Source organism: Micromonospora ureilytica, assembly GCF_015751765.1.
Classification (GTDB): domain Bacteria; phylum Actinomycetota; class Actinomycetes; order Mycobacteriales; family Micromonosporaceae; genus Micromonospora; species Micromonospora ureilytica.
This window is the reverse complement of sequence record NZ_JADOTX010000001.1, coordinates 4,355,014-4,376,373: the sequence shown is the minus strand read 5'-3', so window position 1 is coordinate 4,376,373 and position 21,360 is coordinate 4,355,014. Positions and strand designations below refer to the sequence as shown.

General features: G+C 72.2%; 22 protein-coding genes. 14 read left to right on the top strand and 8 right to left on the bottom strand.

What is annotated here, in order from left to right; translation table 11 throughout:
* The first annotated feature begins 31 nt into the window (after positions 1-31).
* From IW248_RS19690 to IW248_RS19680, 3 genes are read left to right on the top strand one after another with little or no spacing between them, the layout of a single operon-like run.
* Complete coding sequence (locus IW248_RS19690) at positions 32-781, top strand: ABC transporter ATP-binding protein (RefSeq protein WP_196928165.1); 750 nt, start codon at positions 32-34, stop codon at positions 779-781.
* Entirely contained in the window at positions 775-3,204 is a 2,430-nt protein-coding gene (locus IW248_RS19685; RefSeq protein ID WP_307788086.1) for an ABC transporter permease, read from the top strand. The genes IW248_RS19690 and IW248_RS19685 overlap by 7 nt, the downstream gene beginning before the upstream one ends.
* 42 nt (positions 3,205-3,246) lie before the next feature.
* Positions 3,247-4,257, top strand: coding sequence for a hypothetical protein (locus IW248_RS19680; RefSeq protein ID WP_196928164.1), 1,011 nt, complete (start codon positions 3,247-3,249; stop codon positions 4,255-4,257).
* 1 nt (position 4,258) lies between these two features.
* On the opposite strand, the gene IW248_RS19675 is transcribed toward IW248_RS19680, so the two are convergent.
* From IW248_RS19675 to IW248_RS19660, 4 genes are read right to left on the bottom strand one after another with little or no spacing between them, the layout of a single operon-like run.
* Positions 4,259-4,822 (bottom strand): SOUL family heme-binding protein, encoded by a 564-nt coding sequence (locus tag IW248_RS19675; RefSeq protein ID WP_196928163.1) that lies wholly within the window; start codon positions 4,820-4,822, stop codon positions 4,259-4,261.
* A 32-nt stretch (positions 4,823-4,854) separates the two neighbouring features.
* Positions 4,855-5,604 (bottom strand): YqeB family protein, encoded by a 750-nt coding sequence (locus IW248_RS19670; RefSeq protein ID WP_196928162.1) that lies wholly within the window; start codon positions 5,602-5,604, stop codon positions 4,855-4,857.
* Between the two features lie 2 nt (positions 5,605-5,606).
* Complete coding sequence (locus IW248_RS19665) at positions 5,607-6,404, bottom strand: ABC transporter permease (RefSeq protein WP_196928161.1); 798 nt, start codon at positions 6,402-6,404, stop codon at positions 5,607-5,609.
* Positions 6,401-7,297: an ABC transporter ATP-binding protein gene (locus tag IW248_RS19660; RefSeq protein WP_196928160.1), complete on the bottom strand. Its 897-nt coding sequence runs from the start codon at positions 7,295-7,297 to the stop codon at positions 6,401-6,403. The genes IW248_RS19665 and IW248_RS19660 overlap by 4 nt, the downstream gene beginning before the upstream one ends.
* 132 nt (positions 7,298-7,429) lie before the next feature.
* Here IW248_RS19660 and IW248_RS19655 point away from each other — a divergent pair, with 132 nt between their 5' ends.
* The 4 genes from IW248_RS19655 (at position 7,430) to IW248_RS19640 (ending at position 11,414) form a co-directional block, all read left to right on the top strand.
* On the top strand, positions 7,430-8,683 hold the full coding sequence (locus IW248_RS19655; RefSeq protein WP_196928159.1) for a sensor histidine kinase: 1,254 nt from the start codon (positions 7,430-7,432) through the stop codon (positions 8,681-8,683).
* Positions 8,662-9,393, top strand: a complete 732-nt coding sequence (locus IW248_RS19650) for a response regulator transcription factor (RefSeq protein ID WP_196930274.1) — start codon at positions 8,662-8,664, stop codon at positions 9,391-9,393. The genes IW248_RS19655 and IW248_RS19650 overlap by 22 nt, the downstream gene beginning before the upstream one ends.
* A 97-nt stretch (positions 9,394-9,490) precedes the next feature.
* Positions 9,491-10,915, top strand: coding sequence for an ATP-binding protein (locus IW248_RS19645; protein ID WP_307788085.1), 1,425 nt, complete (start codon positions 9,491-9,493; stop codon positions 10,913-10,915).
* A 145-nt stretch (positions 10,916-11,060) separates the two neighbouring features.
* Positions 11,061-11,414 carry a hypothetical protein gene (locus tag IW248_RS19640; RefSeq protein ID WP_231396361.1) on the top strand — a complete coding sequence of 118 codons (354 nt, stop codon included), beginning with the start codon at positions 11,061-11,063 and terminating at the stop codon, positions 11,412-11,414.
* 101 nt (positions 11,415-11,515) lie between these two features.
* Here the strand turns inward: IW248_RS19640 and IW248_RS19635 are convergent, their stop codons facing one another.
* Positions 11,516-12,295, bottom strand: coding sequence for a D-Ala-D-Ala carboxypeptidase family metallohydrolase (locus tag IW248_RS19635; protein ID WP_196928158.1), 780 nt, complete (start codon positions 12,293-12,295; stop codon positions 11,516-11,518).
* A 305-nt stretch (positions 12,296-12,600) separates the two neighbouring features.
* Here IW248_RS19635 and IW248_RS19630 point away from each other — a divergent pair, with 305 nt between their 5' ends.
* Both IW248_RS19630 and IW248_RS19625 read left to right on the top strand, forming a co-directional pair.
* Positions 12,601-13,239 carry a DUF6642 family protein gene (locus IW248_RS19630; protein WP_124820694.1) on the top strand — a complete coding sequence of 213 codons (639 nt, stop codon included), beginning with the start codon at positions 12,601-12,603 and terminating at the stop codon, positions 13,237-13,239.
* 42 nt (positions 13,240-13,281) lie between these two features.
* A complete protein-coding gene (locus IW248_RS19625; protein WP_196928157.1) occupies positions 13,282-13,746 on the top strand; it encodes a PPOX class F420-dependent oxidoreductase in 465 nt (154 codons plus the stop codon).
* A gap of 31 nt (positions 13,747-13,777) precedes the next feature.
* Here the strand turns inward: IW248_RS19625 and IW248_RS19620 are convergent, their stop codons facing one another.
* Entirely contained in the window at positions 13,778-15,010 is a 1,233-nt protein-coding gene (locus IW248_RS19620; protein ID WP_196928156.1) for a serine hydrolase domain-containing protein, read from the bottom strand.
* Between the two features lie 97 nt (positions 15,011-15,107).
* Here IW248_RS19620 and IW248_RS19615 point away from each other — a divergent pair, with 97 nt between their 5' ends.
* From IW248_RS19615 to IW248_RS19605, 3 genes are all read left to right on the top strand, one after another.
* The gene (locus IW248_RS19615; protein WP_196928155.1) at positions 15,108-15,701 is read left to right on the top strand and encodes a pentapeptide repeat-containing protein; all 594 of its coding nucleotides are present in this window, start codon (positions 15,108-15,110) and stop codon (positions 15,699-15,701) included.
* A 283-nt stretch (positions 15,702-15,984) separates the two neighbouring features.
* The gene (locus IW248_RS19610) at positions 15,985-16,842 is read left to right on the top strand and encodes a hypothetical protein (RefSeq protein WP_307788083.1); all 858 of its coding nucleotides are present in this window, start codon (positions 15,985-15,987) and stop codon (positions 16,840-16,842) included.
* A 117-nt stretch (positions 16,843-16,959) separates the two neighbouring features.
* The gene (locus IW248_RS19605; RefSeq protein WP_124820651.1) at positions 16,960-17,289 is read left to right on the top strand and encodes a hypothetical protein; all 330 of its coding nucleotides are present in this window, start codon (positions 16,960-16,962) and stop codon (positions 17,287-17,289) included.
* A 45-nt stretch (positions 17,290-17,334) separates the two neighbouring features.
* On the opposite strand, the gene dacB is transcribed toward IW248_RS19605, so the two are convergent.
* Both dacB and IW248_RS19595 read right to left on the bottom strand, forming a co-directional pair.
* Entirely contained in the window at positions 17,335-18,918 is a 1,584-nt protein-coding gene (dacB, locus tag IW248_RS19600) for a D-alanyl-D-alanine carboxypeptidase/D-alanyl-D-alanine endopeptidase (RefSeq protein WP_196928153.1), read from the bottom strand.
* Between the two features lie 66 nt (positions 18,919-18,984).
* Positions 18,985-19,701, bottom strand: coding sequence for an MIP/aquaporin family protein (locus IW248_RS19595; RefSeq protein ID WP_196928152.1), 717 nt, complete (start codon positions 19,699-19,701; stop codon positions 18,985-18,987).
* A gap of 109 nt (positions 19,702-19,810) precedes the next feature.
* Here IW248_RS19595 and IW248_RS19590 point away from each other — a divergent pair, with 109 nt between their 5' ends.
* On the top strand, positions 19,811-20,884 hold the full coding sequence (locus IW248_RS19590) for an NAD(P)-binding domain-containing protein (protein ID WP_196928151.1): 1,074 nt from the start codon (positions 19,811-19,813) through the stop codon (positions 20,882-20,884).
* Between the two features lie 192 nt (positions 20,885-21,076).
* Positions 21,077-21,358, top strand: a complete 282-nt coding sequence (locus tag IW248_RS19585; RefSeq protein ID WP_196928150.1) for an adhesin — start codon at positions 21,077-21,079, stop codon at positions 21,356-21,358.
* Positions 21,359-21,360: the final 2 nt, after the last annotated feature.

The following is a 21,360-nucleotide window of genomic DNA, read 5'->3' as shown; positions in this document are numbered from 1 at the left end:
CCGCAGCCCCGCATTCGGGACCGTAACGGTCATGACCACACAGACGGTGACCCTGACGGGGCTGCGCGCGGTGTACGGCACCGGAACCCGGCGGGTGACGGCGCTCGATGGCGTGACCACCGGTTTCGCGAGCGGCACGTTCACGGCGGTGATGGGCCCCTCGGGCTCGGGAAAGTCCACACTGCTGCACTGCGCGGCGGGGCTGGACCGCCCGACCGAGGGGATCGTCACGATCGACGGCATCCGCCTCAACGACCTCGGTGAGGACGCGTTGACCCGGCTGCGGCGGGACCGGATCGGCTTCGTGTTCCAGGCGTTCAACCTCGTGTCCACGCTGACCGCCGCGCAGAACGTCGAGTTGCCGTCGCGCCTGGCCCGCCGCCGCCCGCCGGCCCGGGACGTCGCCGCCGCCCTCGACGCCGTCGGACTCGCCGACCGGGCCGGGCACCGGCCGAGTGAGCTGTCCGGCGGCGAGCAGCAACGCGTCGCCGTGGCCCGAGCGTTGATCACCCGTCCGGCGGTGGTCTTCGCGGACGAACCCACCGGGGCACTGGACAGCGCGTCCTCCCGGCAGGTGCTTCGGCTGCTGCGTGCGCTCGTCGACGACCACGGGCAGACCGTCGTGATGGTGACCCACGATCCCGCCGCCGCCGCGTACGCCGATCGGGTCCTCCTGCTGGCCGACGGCCGCGTCGTCGACGAGCTGACCGGCCCGATCAGCGCCGCCGCCGTCGCCGCGAGGATCGCCGAGCGGGAAACCGTCGCGGAGTCGTCGTGGTGAGCGTCCGGCGGTCGGCCAGCGCGTTCGTGGCCGTCGCCATCGGGGTCACGCTTGTCGCGGCGGCCACACTGCTGCTCGCTTCGGGGCGTCCGCAGGTGCCGGACCGACTGGCACGGGCTGCGGTCGTGGTGCAGAGCCCCGAGGCGGGCGCGTCGCCGGACGACTTCGTGCCGAGCCGGCCCTGGTCCGCCACCACGGCCGCGGAGCTCGTTCGCAGGCTGGCGGGTCTGCCGGACGTGGTCGCGGCGGTGCCGGACCGCACCTTCTACGCTCAGCCGCTCGTCGACGGCCGACCCTCGGCAACCGACACCCGGCGGGAGGACGCCCACCAGGGCCACGGCTGGTCCAGCGCCCAGCTGGGCGGACTGCGCCTCACGGCTGGCGAGCCACCCCGCCGGCCCGGCGAGGTGGTCGTCGACAGCGCGCTCGGGCTGCGCGCCGGTGCACCTGTCACAGTGCTGACCGCCGGCGGCCCGGAGTCGTACACCGTCTCCGGTCTGGTCGACGGGCCCGGCGTCCATGTCGCGGACGCTGTCGCCGCCGCGCTCGCGCCGGGCGTGCGGGCCATCGGGCTGGTGCTCGCGCCGGGCGCCGATCCCGAACGGGTCGCGACGGCGGCTCGCGGAGCCGTCGGCGGGGACGGGCGGGTGCTCACCGGCGACGCCCGTGGCGCGCTGGAGCCGCGCGGCGACGCCCGTACCCGGTGGATCGGTATGCAGGTGCTCACCGCCACGGCGGCCCTCGCCGGCTTCGTCACTGTGTTCGTGGTCGCCTCCACCTTCGCGTTCACCATCGCGCAGCGCCGCCGTGAGCTGGGCCTGCTGCGCGCCGTCGGCGCCACCGGGCGTCAGGTCCGCCGCCTGGTGTACGCGGAGGCGCTCGCCGTGGGCGTCTCGGCGGGGCTCGTCGGCCTGCTGGTGGGCGCCGCGCTCGCCCCGTTGCTGGGACGGCTGCTGGTCGACGTCGGCTACGAACCGTCGACCTTCCGGGTCCGCTACGAACTCTGGCCGGTCGCGGTCTCGCTCGCCGCCGGGCCGGCGATCGCGTTGCTGGCCGTCTGGTCGGCGTCCCGACGGGCGGCGCGGGTCCGCCCGTTGGAGGCGTTGCGCGAGGCTGCTGTGGAACAGCGACCGATCGGGTGGCTGCGCGCCGCCACCGGGGTGCTGCTCGTCGCGGCGGGGGCCGCGCTCAGTGTTGGCACGGCGACCGCCGACGAGGCTCGGGTCGGGGCGCAGTACGCGCTCTACGCGGTGATGGCGCTGGTGGCCGGTGCCACGGTGCTCGCCCCGGTGGTGGTCGGGCCGCTGGTGTGGCTGCTGCGTTCTCCGGTGCGTCGGCCCGGTGGCGCGATCGGGATGCTGGTCCGGGGCGGCGCGTTGACAGCGACCCGGCGGACCGCCGCCATCGCCGCGCCGGTGCTGCTCACTGTCGCGTTCGCGGTGCTGGTGTCCGGCATGGTGCGCACCACCACCGCCGCGTACGCGGCCGGTCGGGCGGACAACGTGAACGCCGGCTGGATCGTCGTGCCGGACCGCGCGCCCGGCCTGTCCGACCGGGCCGTCGCCGCGACAGGTGGCACCGCCCTCCTGCCGACCACCGTCTACCGCACCGATCCTGGAACGTCGCCACGGGACCGGCCGATGACCGCGCTCGGTGTGGAACCGGAGGGCTTCGCCGCCGCGAACCGGGTGCTCACCGTCGTCGCCGGCTCGCTGAACGACCTGAAGGGCGACGACACTGTGGTGGTCACCGCCTCGGCGAACCGGCTGCCGTCCGAGCCGTACCCGGTGGTCTTCGCCGACGGGACGTCGGTGTCGTTGCGTGTCGTCGCCGTGGTCGACGACACCTCGATCCCCGGCGACCTGCTGGTGCCCCGGGCCGTGGTGCGGGCGCACGACCCGTCGGCGCTGACGTCCACCGTGTACGTCCGGGACCGCATCGATCCGCCGGTCGGCGCGCGGATCCTCGACGTCCCGGGCTGGGCGGCCGAGGCGGACGCCGCGGAGGACCGCCTCGTCTGGCTCTTCACACTGCTGCTGATCGGGGTGTCCGCCGGCTACGGGGCCATCGCGGTGGCCAACACGCTGCTGCTCGCCGCCGCCGGCCGGGCCGCGGATCTTCGGCTGATCCGGATGGCCGGGGCGACCCGACGGCAGGTCATCTGGCTGGTCACGGCGGAGTCCGCCCTGGTGGTCCTGATCGGCGCCCTGCTGGGTGGGGCTGTCGCGTTCGTCGGTCTGCTCAGCATCAGCGCCGGCCTCGCCGAGCAGGTCGGCGCCCCCGTCGATCTGGTGGTGCCATGGTCGGTGGTCGCCGGGGTGGTGGGGCTGTGCCTGCTGCTCGCGGTGGTGTCGAGTGTGCTGCCGACGTGGCGGTTGCTGCGTCACCGCCCCGCCCGGTCACCGGTCGGCCTGGTCGGATGACCGCGCCCCCCGCCCGGGCGGGCGGGCCGTTACCGTCCACGGATGCGATCCGCGCGCCCGGTCGGGCTGCTCCTCTCCGCCGCCGCCGTCGCGCTCTGGGCGTACGGCATGACCACGTGGCAACCGCTCACCGAGCCACTCGGACCGTGGTCGGAGCACCTGCCGGGCAACAACACCTACTGGGCGCGCGACCTGCGGTTCATGGCGATCATGGCGGTGCCGCTCGGTCTGGTGCTGGCCGGGCGGGGGCAGGTGCGGTGGGGCGGCCCGGCGGTGGTGCTGGGCGGCTGCTGGGTCGCCGCCGACGTGGTGATCGACCGGGCCGACGTGATCGGCTTCGACGCGACGGTGCGGCTCGCCGCCGCCGGCTACGCCGTGCTCGGCGTGGTCGCGGCGATTCTGTTGTGCTGGGAGCGCCGCACGCCGCAGACGCGGGAGCCTGGCACGACTCCGGCCGCCGACCGGCGGGTGCTGACCGGCGCGGCCTGCGTGGCCGGGGTGCTGACACTTGTGGCGGCCGGCATGGAGTCACCGACCGACCGGGAGCCGGAACTGAACCAGGGTGCCCTGGTCACCGCGGCGCTGCTGGTGGCCCTGGCCGTCGGCGCCGCGCTGGCGGCGGCTCCGACGCGGACCCGGGCTCGCGTCGGGCTGGCGGTCGGTCTCACAGTGGTGGCGTTGTTCGGCGTCGGGCTGGTCCGTGCCACCGCGCCCGGCACACGCCTCCTGCCGGAGGTCGCTCTCGGGGCGGTGCTGCTCACCGGGGTCACACTGCTGGCGTGGGACTGGCCGGGTGGTCGGCCGATCTGGTGGCACCACGCCCTGGCCGCGCTCATCGCGCTTGTGGGCCCGGTGGCGTTCCTGGTGGCTACGGCCATCCCCATGATGATCATGATGCCGATCGGCGCGACGTTCACCGAACTGGCCGGCAACAGCCCGATCCACGCCGCCGACTCCGATCTGCTTGTCTCCCTGGCCGGGCTGCTCTCCGGGCTCGGAATGGCAGTGCTGCTGGCGCGACCGAGCGTGGAGGACCGCCGGCAGCTCAGGTAGCTCACTCGACGACCGGCAGCACCACCTCGTTGCGGCGCAGGAACCACGGCTTCCACGGCAGGTCGAAGCGCGCGTACCGGATGGCGCCCGTCGGTTGCAGCCCGGCGGCGGTCACCGACCGGCCGAGCATGGTGGCCCGCTGGCTGAACGCCTGCTCCGTCCACCGTCCGGAGAACCGTATCGCCGCCGCCAGTCGCGCCGGAACCGCATGGATCCGCACCCGGGGATCCACCGGCTCGGGCAGGGTGGCGGTGGTGAAGGTGGCCGGCATGACGAACTGGATCAGGTACGCGCCCGGCCACTCGCCCTCGATCTGGACCACCGGCACGGTCATGGCGATCTTCTCCGAGTCGCCGGCCGCCGCCATCGCCGGAGCGGCGGAACCAATCGGGTGCCGGGCCCGATTGGCGCCACCGATGTACGCGGCGAGCGGCCGGAACGCCTCGATCGGCGCCCGGGTGAAAGACGCCTGGATCTGCATCTCGGCCACCAGGTGGGCGGGGTACCGACGCAGCTCGAAGCCGGGGTGTCGGGACACCACCCGGTACGGCTGCTGTTCGGTCATCGCGCGGCTCCCAGGGTCTGCTGGGACAGACGCTACCGCCCGTCCGGCTCCCGCTCGGCCGAAGTCGGCTGCTCCGGCCCGGAGGCGAGGGCCCGCGCGGTCAACCTCCAGTACTGCCGCTTGCCCTCGTCGCGCAGCACCACACCGAGCAGACCCAGCTCGCGGCGCAGCTCACGGGCGTCGTCGCGGCGGTCCCGCTCGACCGCCCGTTCCCGGGCGCGCAGCAGCGCGTCCGCGCCGGCGGGCAACCCGGGCAGGTCCGGAACCCACAGCCGGTACGCCGATCGGTGCGGGTCGTCGTCCGCCCAACCCCAGCCGTGCGCCCGGAACGCCGCCGCCAGTTTCGCGGCCGGCAGGTCGGTGGACTCCCGCACCAGTTCCGCTTCGTCGGCGTCGAGCAGCACCAGGTGCTTGTCGGCGAGGAAGACCACCCGGGCGTCGGCCCGTGCGACGGCCCGGTCCTGGTCGGCGCGGCGCAGCCGGACCTGCGCCGCGTCGACGGTGACGATCAGCCGCTCGGCGGTGCCGATCCCGGCGACGACCAGGCCGCCCAGCACGCCCACCACGACCGCGCCGGCGGTGGCCTGTGGCTCGGGCAGCCGGTCCAGCCACTCGACCAGGTCACCGAACGGCACCCAGGGCAGCCGGGCCAGCCAGCCGGTCGTCGCCGCGAGGAGCCACCCGAGGCCCGCGCCGACCAGCGGGAAGCCACCCCACATGACGGCCAGCTCTGTGGCGCCGCCGCTGACGACGGTCCGTGGTCGATCGCCGGCCAGGTCCATGGTCAGGACACCTCGCGGCGTAGCGTCCGGAACAGACCGGCGGCCAGCGGAAGGACCATCCAGACCAGCAGGGACACCACTATCCGCCCCCACTGCCCGCCGGTGACGGCGTCGCTGCTGAACAACGGTTCCATGGTCTTGCTGGTGTCCAACCACTCGGACGGGCCACGCAGAGGCTTGACCATCTCGCCGAGCACCCCCCACAGAGTGGGCAGCAGGAAATAGCCGACGATCGCCAGCGGCGGGTTGAGCAGCAGCAGGCCGAAGGCCGCGCCCATCAACACGCTTGTGACCTGGATGACCACCGCGTTCAGCAGCAGCGACCAGTCGAACTGCCAGGTGCCCGCGCCACCGGTGGCGGACGCCACAAGCGTGCCGACGGCGGCGAAGGCGAGGCTGGCCAGCACCGAGGCGAGCGCTGTCAGCATCACGGCGATCAGTTTAGCGACGACGACCCTCTCCCGGCGGGGCACGAGGGCGTACGTGGTGAGGGCCGTCCGTTGCGACCACTCGCTGGTGATCGACAGGATGCCGAGCACCGGCAGCAGCACCGACACCGGCAGCAGCGAGGGGACGAAGAAGTTGGGGAAGGTCTGGTCGGCCTCGTTCGAGTAGATCAGTTGCAGGGTGACGATCAGGGCGGTGGCCAGGCCGATGGTGATCAGCAGCCAACGGCCAGCCCGGGTGTCGACGAGCTTGCGCACCTCCACGGCGGAGAGCCGAAGCAGCGACGGGCGGCGTACCGAAGAGTGCTGCCGGGGCGCGACGGCGCCGGCGGCGGGCGCGGTGGTGGTGGTCATCGGACGGACTCCTTGGTGGATTCGCCGGCGGTCAGGGTGAGGAAGAGCTGTTCGAGGCCACCGCCGCTGGCGGGGCGCAGCTCGGCCAACGCGACGCCGGCATCGGCGGCGGCCTGGCCGACCGCCTCGGCGTCGGCCTGCACGAGCAGCCCCTCGGAGCTGTCGGCGGCGCTCAGGTTGGCTACCTCCAGCGCCCGGCGCAGCGCCGCGCCGTCGCGGGCCCGGACCACAGTGCCGCCGCCGGCCAGCAGCTCATTCTTGTTGCCCTGGGCCACGATCCGGCCACCCCCGATCACCACCAGCCGGTCCGCGACCGCCTCCACCTCGCGCAGCAGGTGGGAGGAGAGCAGCACGGTGCCGCCCCGGTCGGCGAAGTCGCGCAGCAGACCGCGCATCCAGAAGATCCCCTCCGGGTCCAGCCCGTTCGCCGGCTCGTCGAGGATCAACACCCGCGGGTCGCCGAGCAGCGCCTGCGCCAAGCCGAGCCGCTGGCGCATGCCCAACGAGTACGCCCGTACCCGACGCTTCGCCGCCACCGCGTTCAACCCGACCAGGTCGAGCTTCGCGGCGACCTCGCGCCGGTCCAAACCCATGGTGTACGCGGACAGCGTCAACGCCTCGCGGCCGGTGCGCCCGGCGTGTTGGGCGGAGGCGTCCAGCAGCACCCCGACCTCCCGCCCCGGGTTGGGCAGCTCCCGGTACGGGTGTCCGGAGACGGTGGCACGGCCCGCGGTCGGGGCGGTGAGCCCGCAGATCATCCGCATGGTGGTGGACTTGCCGGCGCCGTTGGGGCCGAGGAAGCCGGTGACGGTGCCCGGCTCGCACTGGAACGAGACGTCGTCCACGGCCGGGTGTGGCCCGTATCGCTTGGTGAGGTTCTCCACGCTGATCATGCTGTTGAGCCTGCCCGCGCCGCCCGGCCATCCGCTGCGGCCACCGGTCGGCGCCACGTCGACCTTGGTCGACGTTTGGGTCTCGACTTTGGTAGCTGGTCGTGGTGCCCGTCGGCTGCCTAGCATGGGGCGGTGACCAGCCTCGCCGTCCCGGAGCACCCCTGGCTGCTGCCAGGGGAGCTGGCCGTGCCGGCCGATCAGGGGCGCACCCACCCGCGCCGCACCACCCGCGACTGGATCGTGGACATCGTCGCGTTTCTGGGTTCGCTGCTCTGGGTGCTGTTCGTCACCGCGGACGCCCTGTCGCCGGATCCGGCGATCGCGATCCCGCTCCCGCACGACTGGATGACCGTCGCTGACGCCCTGATCGGGCTGGTCTGCTGCGGCTTGCTCTGGCTGCGCCGGCGGTGGCCGCTCGGGTTGCTGGTGGCCACCACGCCACTGACCATGTTCTCGCTGGCCTCCGCGATCCCACTGTTGATCATGTTCTTCACGGTGGTGGTGCACCGCCGGACCGCCATCGCGATGGCGGTGACCGTCGCGGGTCTGGTCACCAACCTGGTCTTCAGTTGGCTGCGTCCGGACCCGGCCTGGCCGTACTGGGCGACAGCGTCGTGGGGCGTGGTGTTCAGCTTCGCCGTGCTGGCCTGGGGGATGTTCGTCCGGGCCCGCCGGCAGTTGATCGTGTCGCTACGCGAGCGGGCCGAGCGGGCCGAGGCCGAGCAGCAGCTCCGGGTCGCCCAGGCCCGCCACCTCGAACGCACCCGCATCGCCCGGGAGATGCACGACGTGCTGGCCCACCGGATCTCCCTGCTCAGCCTGCACGCCGGGGCGTTGGAGTTCCGCCCGGACGCGCCGGCCGAGGAGGTGGCTCGCGCGGCCGGGGTGATCCGGGGCAGCGCGCACGCCGCCCTTCAGGACCTGCGGGAGGTGATCGGGGTGCTCCGCGCCGAGGGCGACAACGACGTCGACGCCCCGGAGCCGCCCCAGCCGACCCTCGCCGACCTGCCGACCCTGATCGCCGAGTCGCGCTCGGCTGGCGTCAACGTCAACGTCAGCGACATCGTCGACCGGTCGGGGGAGGTACCGGCGGCGCTGGGCCGGGCCGCGTACCGGATCGTGCAGGAGGGGCTGACCAACGCCCGCAAGCACGCGGCCGGCGCGGCCGTCACCGTGGACGTGGCCGGCGGACCGGGCGCCGGGCTGACCGTGGCGATCGGCAACCGGTGGCCGGTCGGCGCACCGCCCGGCGGCACGCTGCCGGGCGCCGGCACCGGCCTGGTGGGCATCAGCGAACGGGTCACGCTGGCCGGCGGCCGGCTGGCCTACGGCCGGGACGACGCCGGCGACTTCCGGCTGGCCGCCTGGCTGCCGTGGCCGGCGTGACCGGGCCGTCGGGTGTGACCGGGCCCTCGGGTGTGACTGCGCCGCCGGTGCGCGTGTTGATCGTGGACGACGACGCACTGGTCCGGGCCGGCCTGTCGATGATCCTCGGCGGTCTGCCGGACCTGACAGTGGTCGGTGAGGCAGCCGACGGCGGCGAGGTGCCCGCCGCGGTCGCCGCGTACGCCCCGGACGTGGTGCTGATGGACATCCGGATGCCCCGGGTCGACGGGCTGACCGCCACCGAGGCGCTGCGCGCCCAGCCGCACCCGCCGGAGGTGTTGGTGCTGACCACCTTCGATGCCGACGAGCAGGTGCTGCGGGCGCTGCGCGCCGGGGCGGCCGGATTCCTGCTCAAGGACACCCCGCCGGCGGAGATCGTGCACGCCGTACGACGGGTGGCGGCCGGCGAGGCCACGCTCTCCCCGACGGTGACCCGAACGCTGATCGCCCACGTGACCGCCGCCACTCCCGGACCAGCCGGTCCCGACCCACGCCGGGAGCGGGCACTGCGGCTGCTCAGAGGGCTCAGTGAGCGGGAGCGGCAGGTGGCGGTCGCGCTGGGGCGGGGCCACACCAACGCGGAGATCGCGGGGGAGTTGTTCATGAGCGTGGCGACCGTGAAGGCGTACGTGTCCCGGCTGCTGACCCGACTGGAGCTGAACAACCGGGTCCAGGTGGCGCTGCTCGTGCACGACGCCGGCCTCGTCTGACGATCGGTTTCGCCGGGCCGAATGATCAGGCACACCAATACTGAAGAGGTTACAATCATTTTTGGTTGTTCCATCGTTGGTAGTGTCAGGGGTGATCGTGGACGGCTTTGTCGGACGGGACCGTGAACTCCACCTCCTGGGCGGCATGCTCGGCCGGGTGCAGCGCGGTGGCCGCGCTGGTCGGCCGGGGCGCGCCCTGCTCATGCGCGGTCGCCGACGGGTAGGCAAGTCCCGACTGGTCGAGGAGTTCGTCGAGCGGGCCGAGGTGCCGTACCTCTTCTTCACCGCCTCCGCGCAGCCGACCGTCGCAGCCGAGCTGGCCCTCTTCGTGGAGGAGGCGGCCGCCTCGACGCTGCCGGGTGCACAGATCCTTCGGGAGCAGCAACCACGGACCTGGGACGCGGCGTTGACCCTGCTCGCCGCCGCGCTGCCGTCCGACCGGCCGAGCGTCGTCGTCCTGGACGAGATGCCGTACCTCATCGCGGGCGACCCGGGCTTCGAAGGAACGCTGCAGAAGGTCTTCGACCGCGAGTTGTCCAAGCGACCCGTCCTGCTGATCTGTGTCGGTTCGGACCTGGCCATGATGGAAGCCCTCAACGACTACGGCCGGCCGTTCCACCAGCGAGCCACCGAGATGGTCATTCCGCCGTTGAGCCCGGCCGACGTCAGCGACATGCTCGGCCTGTCCGCCGCCGACGCGTTCGACGCCTACCTGGTGTCCGGTGGTCTGCCGCTGATCCTCGACGAGTGGCCGACGGGTGCATCGGTCCACGAATACCTGACCGATGCGGTACGAGATCCGACCTCTGCCCTGCTGGTCAGCGGCGAGCGGGCACTGGCGGCGGAGTTCCCGCCCCAGTCCCAGGCGGGTCTGGTGCTGCGGGCCATCGGCTCCGGTGAGCGGACCTTCTCGCTGATCTCCCGCGCGGCGGGGGATCTTCCGCAGGCGTCCCTCAACCGGGCCCTGCGCCTGCTGACGCAGAAGCGGGCCGTGGAGATCACCGTTCCGCTGTCGACCAAGCCGTCGCGGGAAACCCGGTACGCGGTGGCCGACCCGTACCTGCGCTTCTGGCTGTCGTTCCTGGGGTCGCACCTCTCCGAGATCGAGCGGGGGCGGGGCGACCTGACCCTGGACCGGATCGACAGGTCGTGGGCGTCCTGGCGAGGTCGAGCCATCGAACCTGTCGTCCGGGAGGCGCTGCGCCGGCTGCCCGGTGACCACCTGCCGGCGGAGGCAGCGGTGATCGGCGGCTACTGGACCCGGACCAACGACCCGGAGATCGACATAGTCGGCGCCGACCGTGCGCCCGTCGCTCGGAGCATCAGCTTCGTCGGATCGGTCAAGTGGCAGGAGAACCGCCCCTTTGACGCCCACGACCTGGGCCGGCTACTTCTGCACCGGTCTCGGCTCCCCGGCGCCGACGAATCGGTGCCGGTCCTCGCCGTGTCGCGCAGCGGCACTGCCGTCGACGGCATCCGGGTGTTGTCGGCGGAGGATCTGCTTACCGCGTACCGGAATTGAACTTTCGTCCAGTGTCCGCCGTACCCATGGCCGAGGATGTCGGTGCGGTGGGTCCGCCGTACCGCTGCCGAACTGCGGGAGGCCTGCCGTGCGAGTTGGTGAGCAGTCGACGGATCCCATCGATCAGGTACTGGGTGAGGTGCCAATGCCGGCACCCCTGACCCCGGAGGATGTCCGGCTCGCGGTCCGGGCGGTGGTCGTGCACACCGCCGAGGAGTGGCCCACCGGGCCGCTGTGCCGCAACGACGGCGCCTCCTACCCGTGCCGGCTGCACCGCTGGGGGCGACGGGTGTTGGAGGCACACGGGCTCAACGAGCGGCAGATCGAGGCGTTGATCCGGCACGGTAATCCGTTCGTGCACGTGCCGTTCCCGTTCACGGCGACTGGGCCGTCGCGGCAACAGGCCGCGCGGGTCGTCCCCCAGGGGATACGGCCCACCGTTGCTGGCCGGCCGGTGACTCCCCCCGTCACCGCGCCGCGCTGGCCCCGGGCGAGCTGAGCGCGCTACCCCTCCGCCCACCCGACCCGGGGCGACACGACGTCGGCCCGGCGCGAAGATTCCCCCTCCGCGTCGGGCCGACGTCGCTCTGAGCGGGCGGCTCAGTTACCGACCCCGCAGTCCGGGGCGGACCAGTTCGTCGTGTTCGAGCTGTTGTCGCTGTTGTTCTCCCGCCGCGAGTCGACGTGCACGTGGTCGTCGTGATCGGGGTAGCCCGGCCCGTAGATCCCACTGAAGCCGTTGTTGCGGGCGCCGCGGGCGACCTGGCAGAGCGAGGACGTCCGTGAGGTCACGTCGGCCGCGTTGCCGTAGAGGTGTTGGCTGTCGGACGCGCCGCCGACCTGGTTGTTGCAGGCACGGCTGCGGAAACCGCTGGACACGTTGAGCGGCTTGTCGCCGAGGCCCTTACGCAGCGCCTCCAGCTTCCACATGGTGCGCAGCGCGTTCTGCTTGGTCTGGTTCGCCGACAGCGGGCCGCCGCTCCACCCGCTCCCGCCGCACCCGTTGTCCAGCTCGCTGTAGCTGAAGTGCGCCGGCGTGCAGTCGTTGTCCTGGAGTTGGTACAGCTTGGCGAAGGTCTGTGGGCCGGCGATGCCGTCGGCGCGCAGCCCGTACGCCTGCTGGAACCGCTTGACCGCGGCGGCGGTCTTCGGCCCGTAGCGCCCGTCGTTCTCCACGATGTCCCGGTAGCCGGCCCATCCGGCGACCCGAATCTGCAACTGGCGGACGTCGTCTCCGGAACGCCCCTGGGTCAGGGTGCGGTTCCAGGTGTAACAGCCGTCCGCGTGCGCCGCCGGTGCGGCGATCACCGTGGCGATTGCGGCCCCGGGCAGCGCCAGGGCGAATGCGACGGCGACCCGCTTCAAGGTGTTTACGCGCACAGAAGTCCTCCCGATAGGAGAGCGAATGGGGTGGCTCCAGGACATCGACCGAGAAGTCCTGCGATTTCCACCCTCGCACCGATCCGTGCGGTTGGAGGTGGTTAACGAGAATCGTGCTCACAATCCGCTATCCCTGGGTATTGCCTGGGAATTCGGCTGATTTGCGAAACAGTCATTTCCCGCCGATCGACCCTCCTGCGGGCAAGGACACCGAACGTCGCAATCTGTCACACGGAGGGTGATGTTCCCGGGTCAACGACGGCCGGTAACGTCAGCCTCGGATGGGCGGACTGGCGGAGGTGCGCGTGGCACGCGGTGGCGTCTTCTGTGTCGAGGGTCAGTGGCACCGTGACCTCAACGAGCGGGGCTCGGTGCTGCCCACGCTGGAGCTGCTGGAGCGGCTGGGCAAGATCCGCTTCATCCACAAGGACGCGGCCACCCGCGACGAGTTGTTCTACTTCCTGGACCGGTGGCTGCTCAAGCAGTACGCCGACCACCGGGTCGGCTTCTTCGCCATGCACGGCGAGCCGAGCCGGCTCTGCCTCACCGACTGGCAGTCGGTCGAGTTGAACGAGGTGGCCGAGCTGATGGCCGGCCGCGCCGAGGGCCGGCGACTCTATTTCGGCAGCTGCTCGGTGCTGCGCGCCTCGGACGCGGTGCTGCGCGAGTTCCTGGAAGTCACCGGAGCGGCTCTGATCTGCGGTTTCACCCGCGAAGTCGACTGGGTCGAATCGGCGGCCTTCGAAACCGTCCTCCTCGACGTGCTCGCCAACGGCCAACGACACAACGCCGCCGAGCTGCGGATGGGCTCCGCGCACTGGGCGCCGCTCGCGTCGTACCTCGGTTTTCGGGTGATCTACGCCAACGGTCGGGCCTGGCGGCCGTCCGGCCGCCCCCGCGTGCCCACCCAGTCGGTGCACCGGGCAGCGGCCCGACCCAGCTGACCCGCCGCTGCGGCTGCGCCCGTGCCCTGGTAGGAACGGGGAATGGCACGCAGCATCGCAAGGAACACCCGGGTCGACCGGGACGGCCTGCTCGACTTCCTCCGCCCGCGACACCGCGTCCTGCTGATCACCACCCGGGCCGACGGACGCCCGCAGTCCTCCCCGGTCTCCGCCGGGGTCGACGGGCAGGGGCGGCTGGTCGTCTCCACCTACCCCGAGCGGGCCAAGGTGACCAACCTGCGTCGCGACCCCCGGGTCTCGGCCTGCGTGCTCAGCGACGACTGGAACGGCCCCTGGGTGCAGATCGACGGCACCGCCGAGGTGCTCGACCTGCCCGACGCGCTGGAGCCGCTTGTCGAATACTTTCGCAGCATCTCCGGCGAGCACCCGGACTGGGACGACTACCGGGCGGCCATGGTGCGCCAGGGCAAGTCGCTGATCCGGGTCACCATCGACGCCTGGGGCCCGATCGCCACCGGCGGCTTCCCCGCCCGCCTCGCCGACTGACCCGCTTCGACCGACCGACGCCGAGCCGAACTCAGTCGACCAGGGCGGCGTAGACGAGCTGGCGCAGCTGGGAGCGGAGCGGGTAGGTGCTCGACGGCATCAGCTGCGTGAACAGCAGCGCGGTGATCTCTTCGGCCGGGTCGACCCAGAACGCGGTGCTGGCCACCCCGCCCCAGTAGTACTCGCCGACGCTGCTCGGCACCCGGCTGGGGATCGGGTCGTCGACCACCGCGAAGCCGAGGCCGAAGCCGATCCCGTCCAGGGTGCTCTCGGCGAAGCCGCCGGTGGACAGGCTGCCCAGGTCCTGACCACCGGGCAGGTGGTTGCGGGTCATGAACCGGACCGTGCGCGGCCCGAGCAGCCGGACGCCGTCCAGTTCGCCGCCGCGCAGCAGCAACTGCGTGAAGCGGTGGTAGTCGGCGGCGCTGGAGATCAGGCCGCCGCCGCCGGAGAGCAGCGCCGGCTTGCTGAACGCGAGCGACCCGAGGCTGTCGTAGCGGACGGCCCGGCCGCTGCGCGGTTCCGGTACGTAGAGTGCGGCCAGCCGGTCGGCCTCGTCGCCCTCCACCCACCAGCGGGTGTCGGTCATGCCCAGCGGGCCGAAGATCCGGTCGGCGAAGAACGCGTCGAGGCTCTGCCCGGAGACCACCTCGACGAGTCGGCCGAGCACGTCGGTGGCGACGGAGTAGCCCCACGCCGAGCCGGGCTGGAACAGCAGCGGCAGCTCGCCGTAGGTCGCGCAGGCGCCGGCCAGGTCGACGTCCGCCGGCGGGTGCAGGTCGTAGCCGGCGGCCCGGTAGAGCCCGTCGACCACCGAGGTCTGCATGAAGCCGTACGTCAGGCCGGCCGTGTGGGTGAGCAGGTGCCAGACCCGGATCGGCTCGACCGCCGGCACGGTGTACGGCTTGAGCACCGACCCCTTGGAGTAGACGCGCAGGTCGGCGAACTCGGGCAACCAGCGGCTGATCTCGTCGGTCAGCTCGAACCGGCCTTCCTCCCACAGCATCATGGCCGCGACCGAGGTGACCGGCTTGGTCATCGAGTAGATCCGCCAGAGCGTGTCGGGCTCGACCGGTGCGCCGGACTCCCGGTCGCGCAGCCCGTACGTCGAGGAGTGCGCCACCTCGCCGCCACGGGTGACCACCACCTGCCAGCCGGCGAGCCGGCCGTCGTCGACGTACCGACCGAAGTGCTCGTCGATCCGTGCCAGGCGCGCCGTGTCGAAACCGATCTGATCCGGGTCCTTGCTCCGAGCCACACTCACGCCGCCGAACCTACTCGCCGGTACCTCGACAGCGGAAGGGGGCCGGCACCGGCCACGCCGGCCCCCGGCTGTCGGCGCCGCCCACTAGCCTGGCCGGATGCCGGAGTTGACCGAGGACGTGACCTTCCGCAACGAGGACTGGTACGGCGAGGAGTTGACCGACCGGCACTTCGTGGGTTGCGAGTTCTTCGGGGTGGACCTGACCGAGGCGGTGACCAGAGGTGCGGTCTTCACCGGGTGCACGTTCGGCAACGTGGCGTTCAACGCCTCCCGACACGTCGACTCCGCCTTCACCCGTTGCGTCTTTCGGCGGTGCAACTTCTTCGAGGCCGAATTCACCGGCTGCAAGCTGGTCGGCAGCACCTTCAGCGAGTGCGACATGCGTCCGTTGACGGTGGACGGCGGCGACTGGTCCTTCGCCGCGCTGCCCGGCGCCGACCTGCGCGGCGTCCGGCTGACCGGCGTGCGGATGCGCGAGGTGGACCTCACGAGGGCCAACCTCACCGGTGCTACCGTCACCGGTGTCGATCTTTCCGGCGCGCAGCTGACCAACGTCCGGCTCGGCGGCGCCGACCTGCGGGGCAGCGATCTCACCGCGCTGGACCCGACGGTCGTCGAGCGGGCCGGCGCCGTCATCGACGTCGAGCAGGCCGTGGTCATCGCGCAGCTGCTGGGTTTCCGGATCGGTTGACGCGAAAGGCGCTGGTGGTCCGCCGAAGTGTCCGTCCGGGCGGGCCAGGTTGTCCGACAGCGTCCCGTTGTGGGCTGGACACGTCCGGCAGTCCGGATCTAGCGTGTCGTCCACGCCCGGATAAACGTGAATCGGCCCACAGTGGATGGTGTGGTCCGCGGCGGTCCAGAACGGCCGGGCGGCGGAGTTGGAGGGGTCGGTGGCGGACGAAGACCGCACGCGGGCTGGTTCGAGGGCTGGCGACTCGCCGCCGAGGCACCGTCCGCCTGCCATTACCACCGGGGTGATCCGCGTCGTGCTGCACCGGGCCCGACAGCGGCGACGCTGGGCGGTGGAGGGAGTCGCCGTACTCGTCTGCCTGGTGGTGTTGATCTCGTACCTCAGCACCCGGACCGGCCCGGAGCCGGACGACGACCGGGCGGGTCCGGGCGGCGTGCCCGCCGGGGTCGCCCGTTCCCCAGGTCTCCCCGCCGCCGACGGGCGCACCGGCGAGGCGGGGCCGGCGACTCCCGGTCTGCGTCCGCGCCAGCGCCCACCCTCGCCGGAACCGACGCCGTCGACAAGCGCGCCCGCACCGCCGCCGGCCAAGCCCGGCGCGCCGGCGCTGTCGGTGAGCCGGGGGGAGATGCCCGCCGCCGTCGACCTCACCGCAGTGGGCACCAGGGACTGGGTGCACTGGGGGGAGCGTGGCGGCAGGTCGACGATCCGCAAGCGCTCCGGCTCCGGCGAGATCATCGACGGGGGTGGCGCCGGCCGACGGGTCGGTTGGGACGGCAACCAGGAGTACGTGCGCTGGTCCGACGGCACGCCGGAGCGGTCGACGAACGGCAGCTCCAACGGCGTCTACACCTGCGGTGCCGGGAACGGGTTCAGCCTCGCCATCGCCGGCAGCGGCGAGCCGCGCACTGTCCAGCTCTACGGCGGCATCTGGATGGCCCGGGGGCGACTGGAAGCGCGGCTGTCCACCGGTGGGCCCGCCAGCACCGCTCGACTGGAAGACCCCTACACCAGTCAGAGTGCCCAGTTCACCATCCGCTTCACAGTGCCGAAGGGCGCTCGGTTGCTGCTGAACTGGACCGTCGAGAAGGTCTTCACGCCGCACTGCGGCAACGTCGGCCTCCAGGCCGTGGCCGTGCGCTGACTGACTGATCGATCGCCGCGCGTCGCCACCCCGGGACAGTTTGTCCGTCGCGGACCGTCGAACGCGTCGTAACTTTCTGCTGTCCCCATCCGACCATCCAGTGTGGAGGCAGCGGAGATGAGTAGCAGCACCGCCCACCGCGTCCGTCGTGCCGCTTCGTCCGGCACCGGTGAAGCGTCCGGGGAGGTTCTTCGCGACATTCCACTGCCGCCGTACGTGACGGGCGAGGACACCCAGTTCGCCGTACGGGCGGTGGTGGTGCACGCCCCCCGGCGGTGGTCCGGGGGTGTGGTCTGTCGCAACGATGCCAGCCCGCACCCGTGCCGCCTGCACCGCTGGGGCACGCAGGTGCTGGCGTTGCGCGGGTTGCGGGCCGCCGAGATCGCCGCGCTCATCGAGCGTGGTGACCCGACGGCGGTGGTCCCCCCACCGGACCGTCCGGCCTGAGCGTTCGCCGGGCCGGGAGGCGTGTTCGCGCCTCCCGGCCGCCGCTCAGCAGGTGATCGGCTTGACCCAGGAGCACTCGACGCCCTCCGGGGTGCGCGGTGTCTCCGGCGCCGACGGCGGTGCCACCCGCGCCGCCGACGCACCACCCTCGCGGAAACCGGCAAGCGCCACGGCGATCTGGTCCTCCAGCGGCTTCACCGACGCGGTCAGGTAGTTGTTGAGCAGGATGGAGAACGCCAGCAGTCGACCATCGGCGCTGGTGACGTAACCGGAGAGCCCGGAGACACCGGTCAGGCTGCCGGTCTTGGCGTGTACGTTGCCCGCCGCCGGCGTGCCGGCCATCCGGCTGCGCAGGGTGCCGCCGACGAATCGCTCGGGCTGGCCGGCGATCGGTAGCGCCGCGTACCAGGTCGCGAACCACGGTTCGGCGCGGACGGCGCTCAGCAGGTCGACGAACTCCGCCGCCGGGACCAGGTTGCGCCGGGACAATCCTGAGCCGTCGCGTTGGCGCAGTCTCCCGGTGTCCATGCCGGTGTCGGCGACGTACTCGCTGATCGCGGTGATCCCGGCCGTCCACGTGCCCGAGCCGGAGAGGACACGACCGATCTCCTTGGTCAACACCTCGGCGTGCCCGTTGTTGGACAGCTTGAGGAATGGCGTCATCAGCTCACCCAGGCTCATCGAGTCGTGTCGCGCCACCGGCTGGGCCGTCTCCGGGGTGGGCTGGCCGAGCACGGTCCGGCCGAGAACCCGAACGCCGTGTCGGTGCAGCGCCGCCCGGAACACGTCGGCCGCGTAGCCGGTGGGTTCCCAGACGGTGACCCAGTCGCTGGCGGGCTCGTCGCCGACGGCGATCTGACCGGTCACCACGACTGTGTTGCCGCCGTGCTCGCGCTCGATCGAGATGGAGGTCTCGCCGTCGCTGACCGTCTGGGCGCGGTTGTCGACGCGGACGTACCCGGTGGCGGGGGTGGTGGTGACCACCGGCGGGGCGCCGGCCCGGTCGGCCGGCGCGGCGTGCACGATCACGGTGCCCGCGTCGTAGTCGGTGTCCGGGGCGACGGTCAGCGCGGAGACCTGGGCGGCGTAGTAGTAGGGCTCGTCGTCCCAGGTCCAGTCGGGGCCGAGTCGGGTGCTGTCGTAGCGGGTGTCGTCGGCGACCAGGTTCCCGGTGACCACCCGCACACCGTCGGCGGCGACCCGCGCGGCGAGCGCGTCGTAGTCGGCGGCGAGCATGGTCGGGTCGCCCCCGCCGTGCAGGTAGAGGTTGCCGGACAGCAGACCCGCGCGGCGCTTGCCGCTGGCGCGTACGTCGGTGGTGAAGCGGTGGCCCGGTCCGAGCAGCTCAAGGGCTGCGGTCGAGGTCAGCAGCTTGGTGTTGGACGCCGGAACCAGCCGGCGGTCACCGTTGCGGTCGTAGAGCGTCTGTCCCGTGCTGGTGTCGACCACCACCACCGATGCCTGCGCGCCGGTCAGCAGGGTGTCGGCGAGGATCGTGTCGATGGTGGCGCGCAGCTGGGTCGTCGCGGGCGTGGGCGACTCGGCCGTGGCGCCGGGCGCGCCGGCGGTGGCCGCGGTGGCGACCAGCACGAGCAGCGCGAGGGCCCGGGGAAAGTGACGGCGATGCATCCGCTGATGCTGCCACGGAGATATTCGCCCGAGAAGCCCCTCGGGCGAAAGATATTGCCGTCTGGGCTATTTCGGCCCGCCGACCGACTTCTCGTGACCACCCCAGTAGTGCCGCTGCGCCCCCATGACCATCGGTGCGACAAGCGCGGCGAGCGCCCCGCCGAGCAACGGGAAGACGATGAACACCCACAGCTGCCGCAGGGCCACACCGCCCTCGAAGACCGCCGGACCGAACGCGCGGGCCGGGTTGACCGCCGCGCCGGTCAGCGTCACGCCCACCAGTTGGGTCGCGGCGAGGGCCAACCCGATGGCCAACCCGGCGGTGCCCGGATTCTCGCTCCGGCTGGTCACCACCAGCACGACCAGCACGAAGAGGAAGGTCAGCACGACTTCCAGCACGGCGGCGCCGCCCCGGTTGATGTGCGCGCCGTAGCCGTTCGTGCCCAGGGCCCCGGTCTGGTCCGCGACGTCACCCCATCGGGTGAGCGCCCAGAGTATGAAGCCCGCAACTGTCGCGCCGACGAACTGCGCGACCCAGTACGCCACCGCACCGAGGACCGAGATCTTCCCGGAGAGCAGCACACCGAGCGTCACCGCCGGGTTGACGTGGCTGCCGGAGAGCGGGCCGATCGTGTAGACGAGGGCCACCATCACGAACCCGAAGGCCAGCGCCACCACCACCACGCCGCCCTGGACCCGCGCGGCGACCGCGCTGCCCACTCCGAAGAACACCAGCAGCAGGGTGCCGAGGAATTCGGCCGCGTACCGACGGAAGTCGCTCATTGACTCAGCGTAAGTGCAGGTCAGGTGGTCGAAGCTGGAATGGCCGTCTGTGATCGGCGCGACGGTCGGGGACGGGCACAGCTGCGACGTTCGTGGCGTTGTAGCCGACGTGGACACCCACTCCGCGGACGTCGTCGTGGTCGGCGCCGGGCAGGCCGGCCTGAGCGTCGGCTATCACCTGCACCGCACCGGCTTCGCGCCCGGCAGCGGCTTCGTCATCCTCGACGCCGACAACGGGCCCGGCGGCGCCTGGCAGCACCGCTGGCCGACGCTTGTCTTCGACCGGGTGCACGGCTTCCACGACCTGCCCGGGCTGCCGCTCCCGCCCGCCGAGCCGCAACGCCCGGCATCCGAGCAGGTCAGCGCCTACTTCGCCGCGTACGAAAGGGCCTTCGACCTGCCGGTACGGCGGCCGGTGCGGGTCCGGGCGGTGCGTTCCCGCCCCGACGGACGGCTGGATGTGCACACCGACCGGGGCACGTGGACCGCCCGGGCTCTGATCAACGCCACAGGCACCTGGACGCGCCCGTTCTGGCCGCACTACCCGGGCCGGTCGACGTTTCGGGGACGGCAGCTGCACACCGCGGACTATCGGGGGCCGGCCGAGTTCACTGGTCTTCGCGTGGTGGTGGTCGGTGGTGGCACCTCGGCCGTGCAACTGCTCGGCGAGGTTTCCACAGTCGCGGCGGCCACCACCTGGGTGACCCGCCGACCACCGGCGTTCAACGACGACGAGTTCGGCCCGGAACTGGGCCGTGCCGCGGTCGCCCGGGTGGACGAGGCGGTCCGGGCCGGCCGACCGCCGGGCAGCGTGGTGGGCGTGACCGGGCTGCCGGTCACCCCGGAGGTACGCCGACTGCGCGAGCGCGGCGTCCTCGACCGGCTACCCGTGTTCGACCGGATCACACCCGACGGGGTGGCCTGGTCGGACGGGCGGTTCGTGCCGGCGGACGTGATCCTCTGGTGCACCGGCTTCCGGGCGGCCATCGACCATCTCGCCCCGCTGGGCCTGCGCGCGCCGGGCGGCGGTATCACGATGGACGGCACCCGGGTGGTCGCCGACGCGCGGGTTCACCTGGTCGGGTATGGCCCCTCGGCCAGCACGATCGGGGCCAACCGGGCCGGCCGCGCGGCGGTCAACGAGATTCGCGCCTGGCTGGCCCCGGCCGCCGTTCTCCACTGACCTGGCTCTATTTGACGGATGGTCGGCCAGCGGGCACGGTGGGAGTGACGGGGCCGTCAGCTGCCCCGATCCGATGCGACGGCGACGACCGTTCGCCCCTCTGTCGCCTCCCGCGTGTGCTCGTACGCGGGCCGACTGTCCGGTCCGTGCGGTATCCGACCGCGAGCCGAGAATCCACGAGGAGTTCCATCAATGCTCACCATGACCGATAACGCCGTGCTCGTCATTCGTGACCTCGCCAACCAACAGGACGTCGCCCAGGACGGCGGAGTGCGTATCGCCGCCGACACCGACGCCGGCTCGCTCACCGTCGAGTTGGTCCCCGAGCCGGCGCAGGGCGATCGCGTGGTCGACAACCAGGGCGCCCGGATCTTCCTGGACGAGGACGCCGCCGAACTGCTCGGTGACGCGTCGGTGGACGCCACGGTCGACGACGAGGGCATCATCCAGTTCGGCTTCACCGAGAAGCCGTAGAC

Coding starts and splice junctions, on each gene's coding strand:
- IW248_RS19690 (WP_196928165.1), top strand. CDS start 32: ATGACCACACAGACGGTGACCCTGACGGGGCTGCGCGCGGTGTACGGC.
- IW248_RS19680 (WP_196928164.1), top strand. CDS start 3,247: ATGCGATCCGCGCGCCCGGTCGGGCTGCTCCTCTCCGCCGCCGCCGTC.
- IW248_RS19675 (WP_196928163.1), bottom strand. CDS start 4,822: ATGACCGAACAGCAGCCGTACCGGGTGGTGTCCCGACACCCCGGCTTC.
- IW248_RS19670 (WP_196928162.1), bottom strand. CDS start 5,604: ATGGACCTGGCCGGCGATCGACCACGGACCGTCGTCAGCGGCGGCGCC.
- IW248_RS19665 (WP_196928161.1), bottom strand. CDS start 6,404: ATGACCACCACCACCGCGCCCGCCGCCGGCGCCGTCGCGCCCCGGCAG.
- IW248_RS19660 (WP_196928160.1), bottom strand. CDS start 7,297: ATGATCAGCGTGGAGAACCTCACCAAGCGATACGGGCCACACCCGGCC.
- IW248_RS19640 (WP_231396361.1), top strand. CDS start 11,061: ATGCCGGCACCCCTGACCCCGGAGGATGTCCGGCTCGCGGTCCGGGCG.
- IW248_RS19625 (WP_196928157.1), top strand. CDS start 13,282: ATGGCACGCAGCATCGCAAGGAACACCCGGGTCGACCGGGACGGCCTG.
- IW248_RS19615 (WP_196928155.1), top strand. CDS start 15,108: ATGCCGGAGTTGACCGAGGACGTGACCTTCCGCAACGAGGACTGGTAC.
- IW248_RS19605 (WP_124820651.1), top strand. CDS start 16,960: ATGAGTAGCAGCACCGCCCACCGCGTCCGTCGTGCCGCTTCGTCCGGC.
- dacB (WP_196928153.1), bottom strand. CDS start 18,918: ATGCATCGCCGTCACTTTCCCCGGGCCCTCGCGCTGCTCGTGCTGGTC.
- IW248_RS19595 (WP_196928152.1), bottom strand. CDS start 19,701: ATGAGCGACTTCCGTCGGTACGCGGCCGAATTCCTCGGCACCCTGCTG.
- IW248_RS19585 (WP_196928150.1), top strand. CDS start 21,077: ATGCTCACCATGACCGATAACGCCGTGCTCGTCATTCGTGACCTCGCC.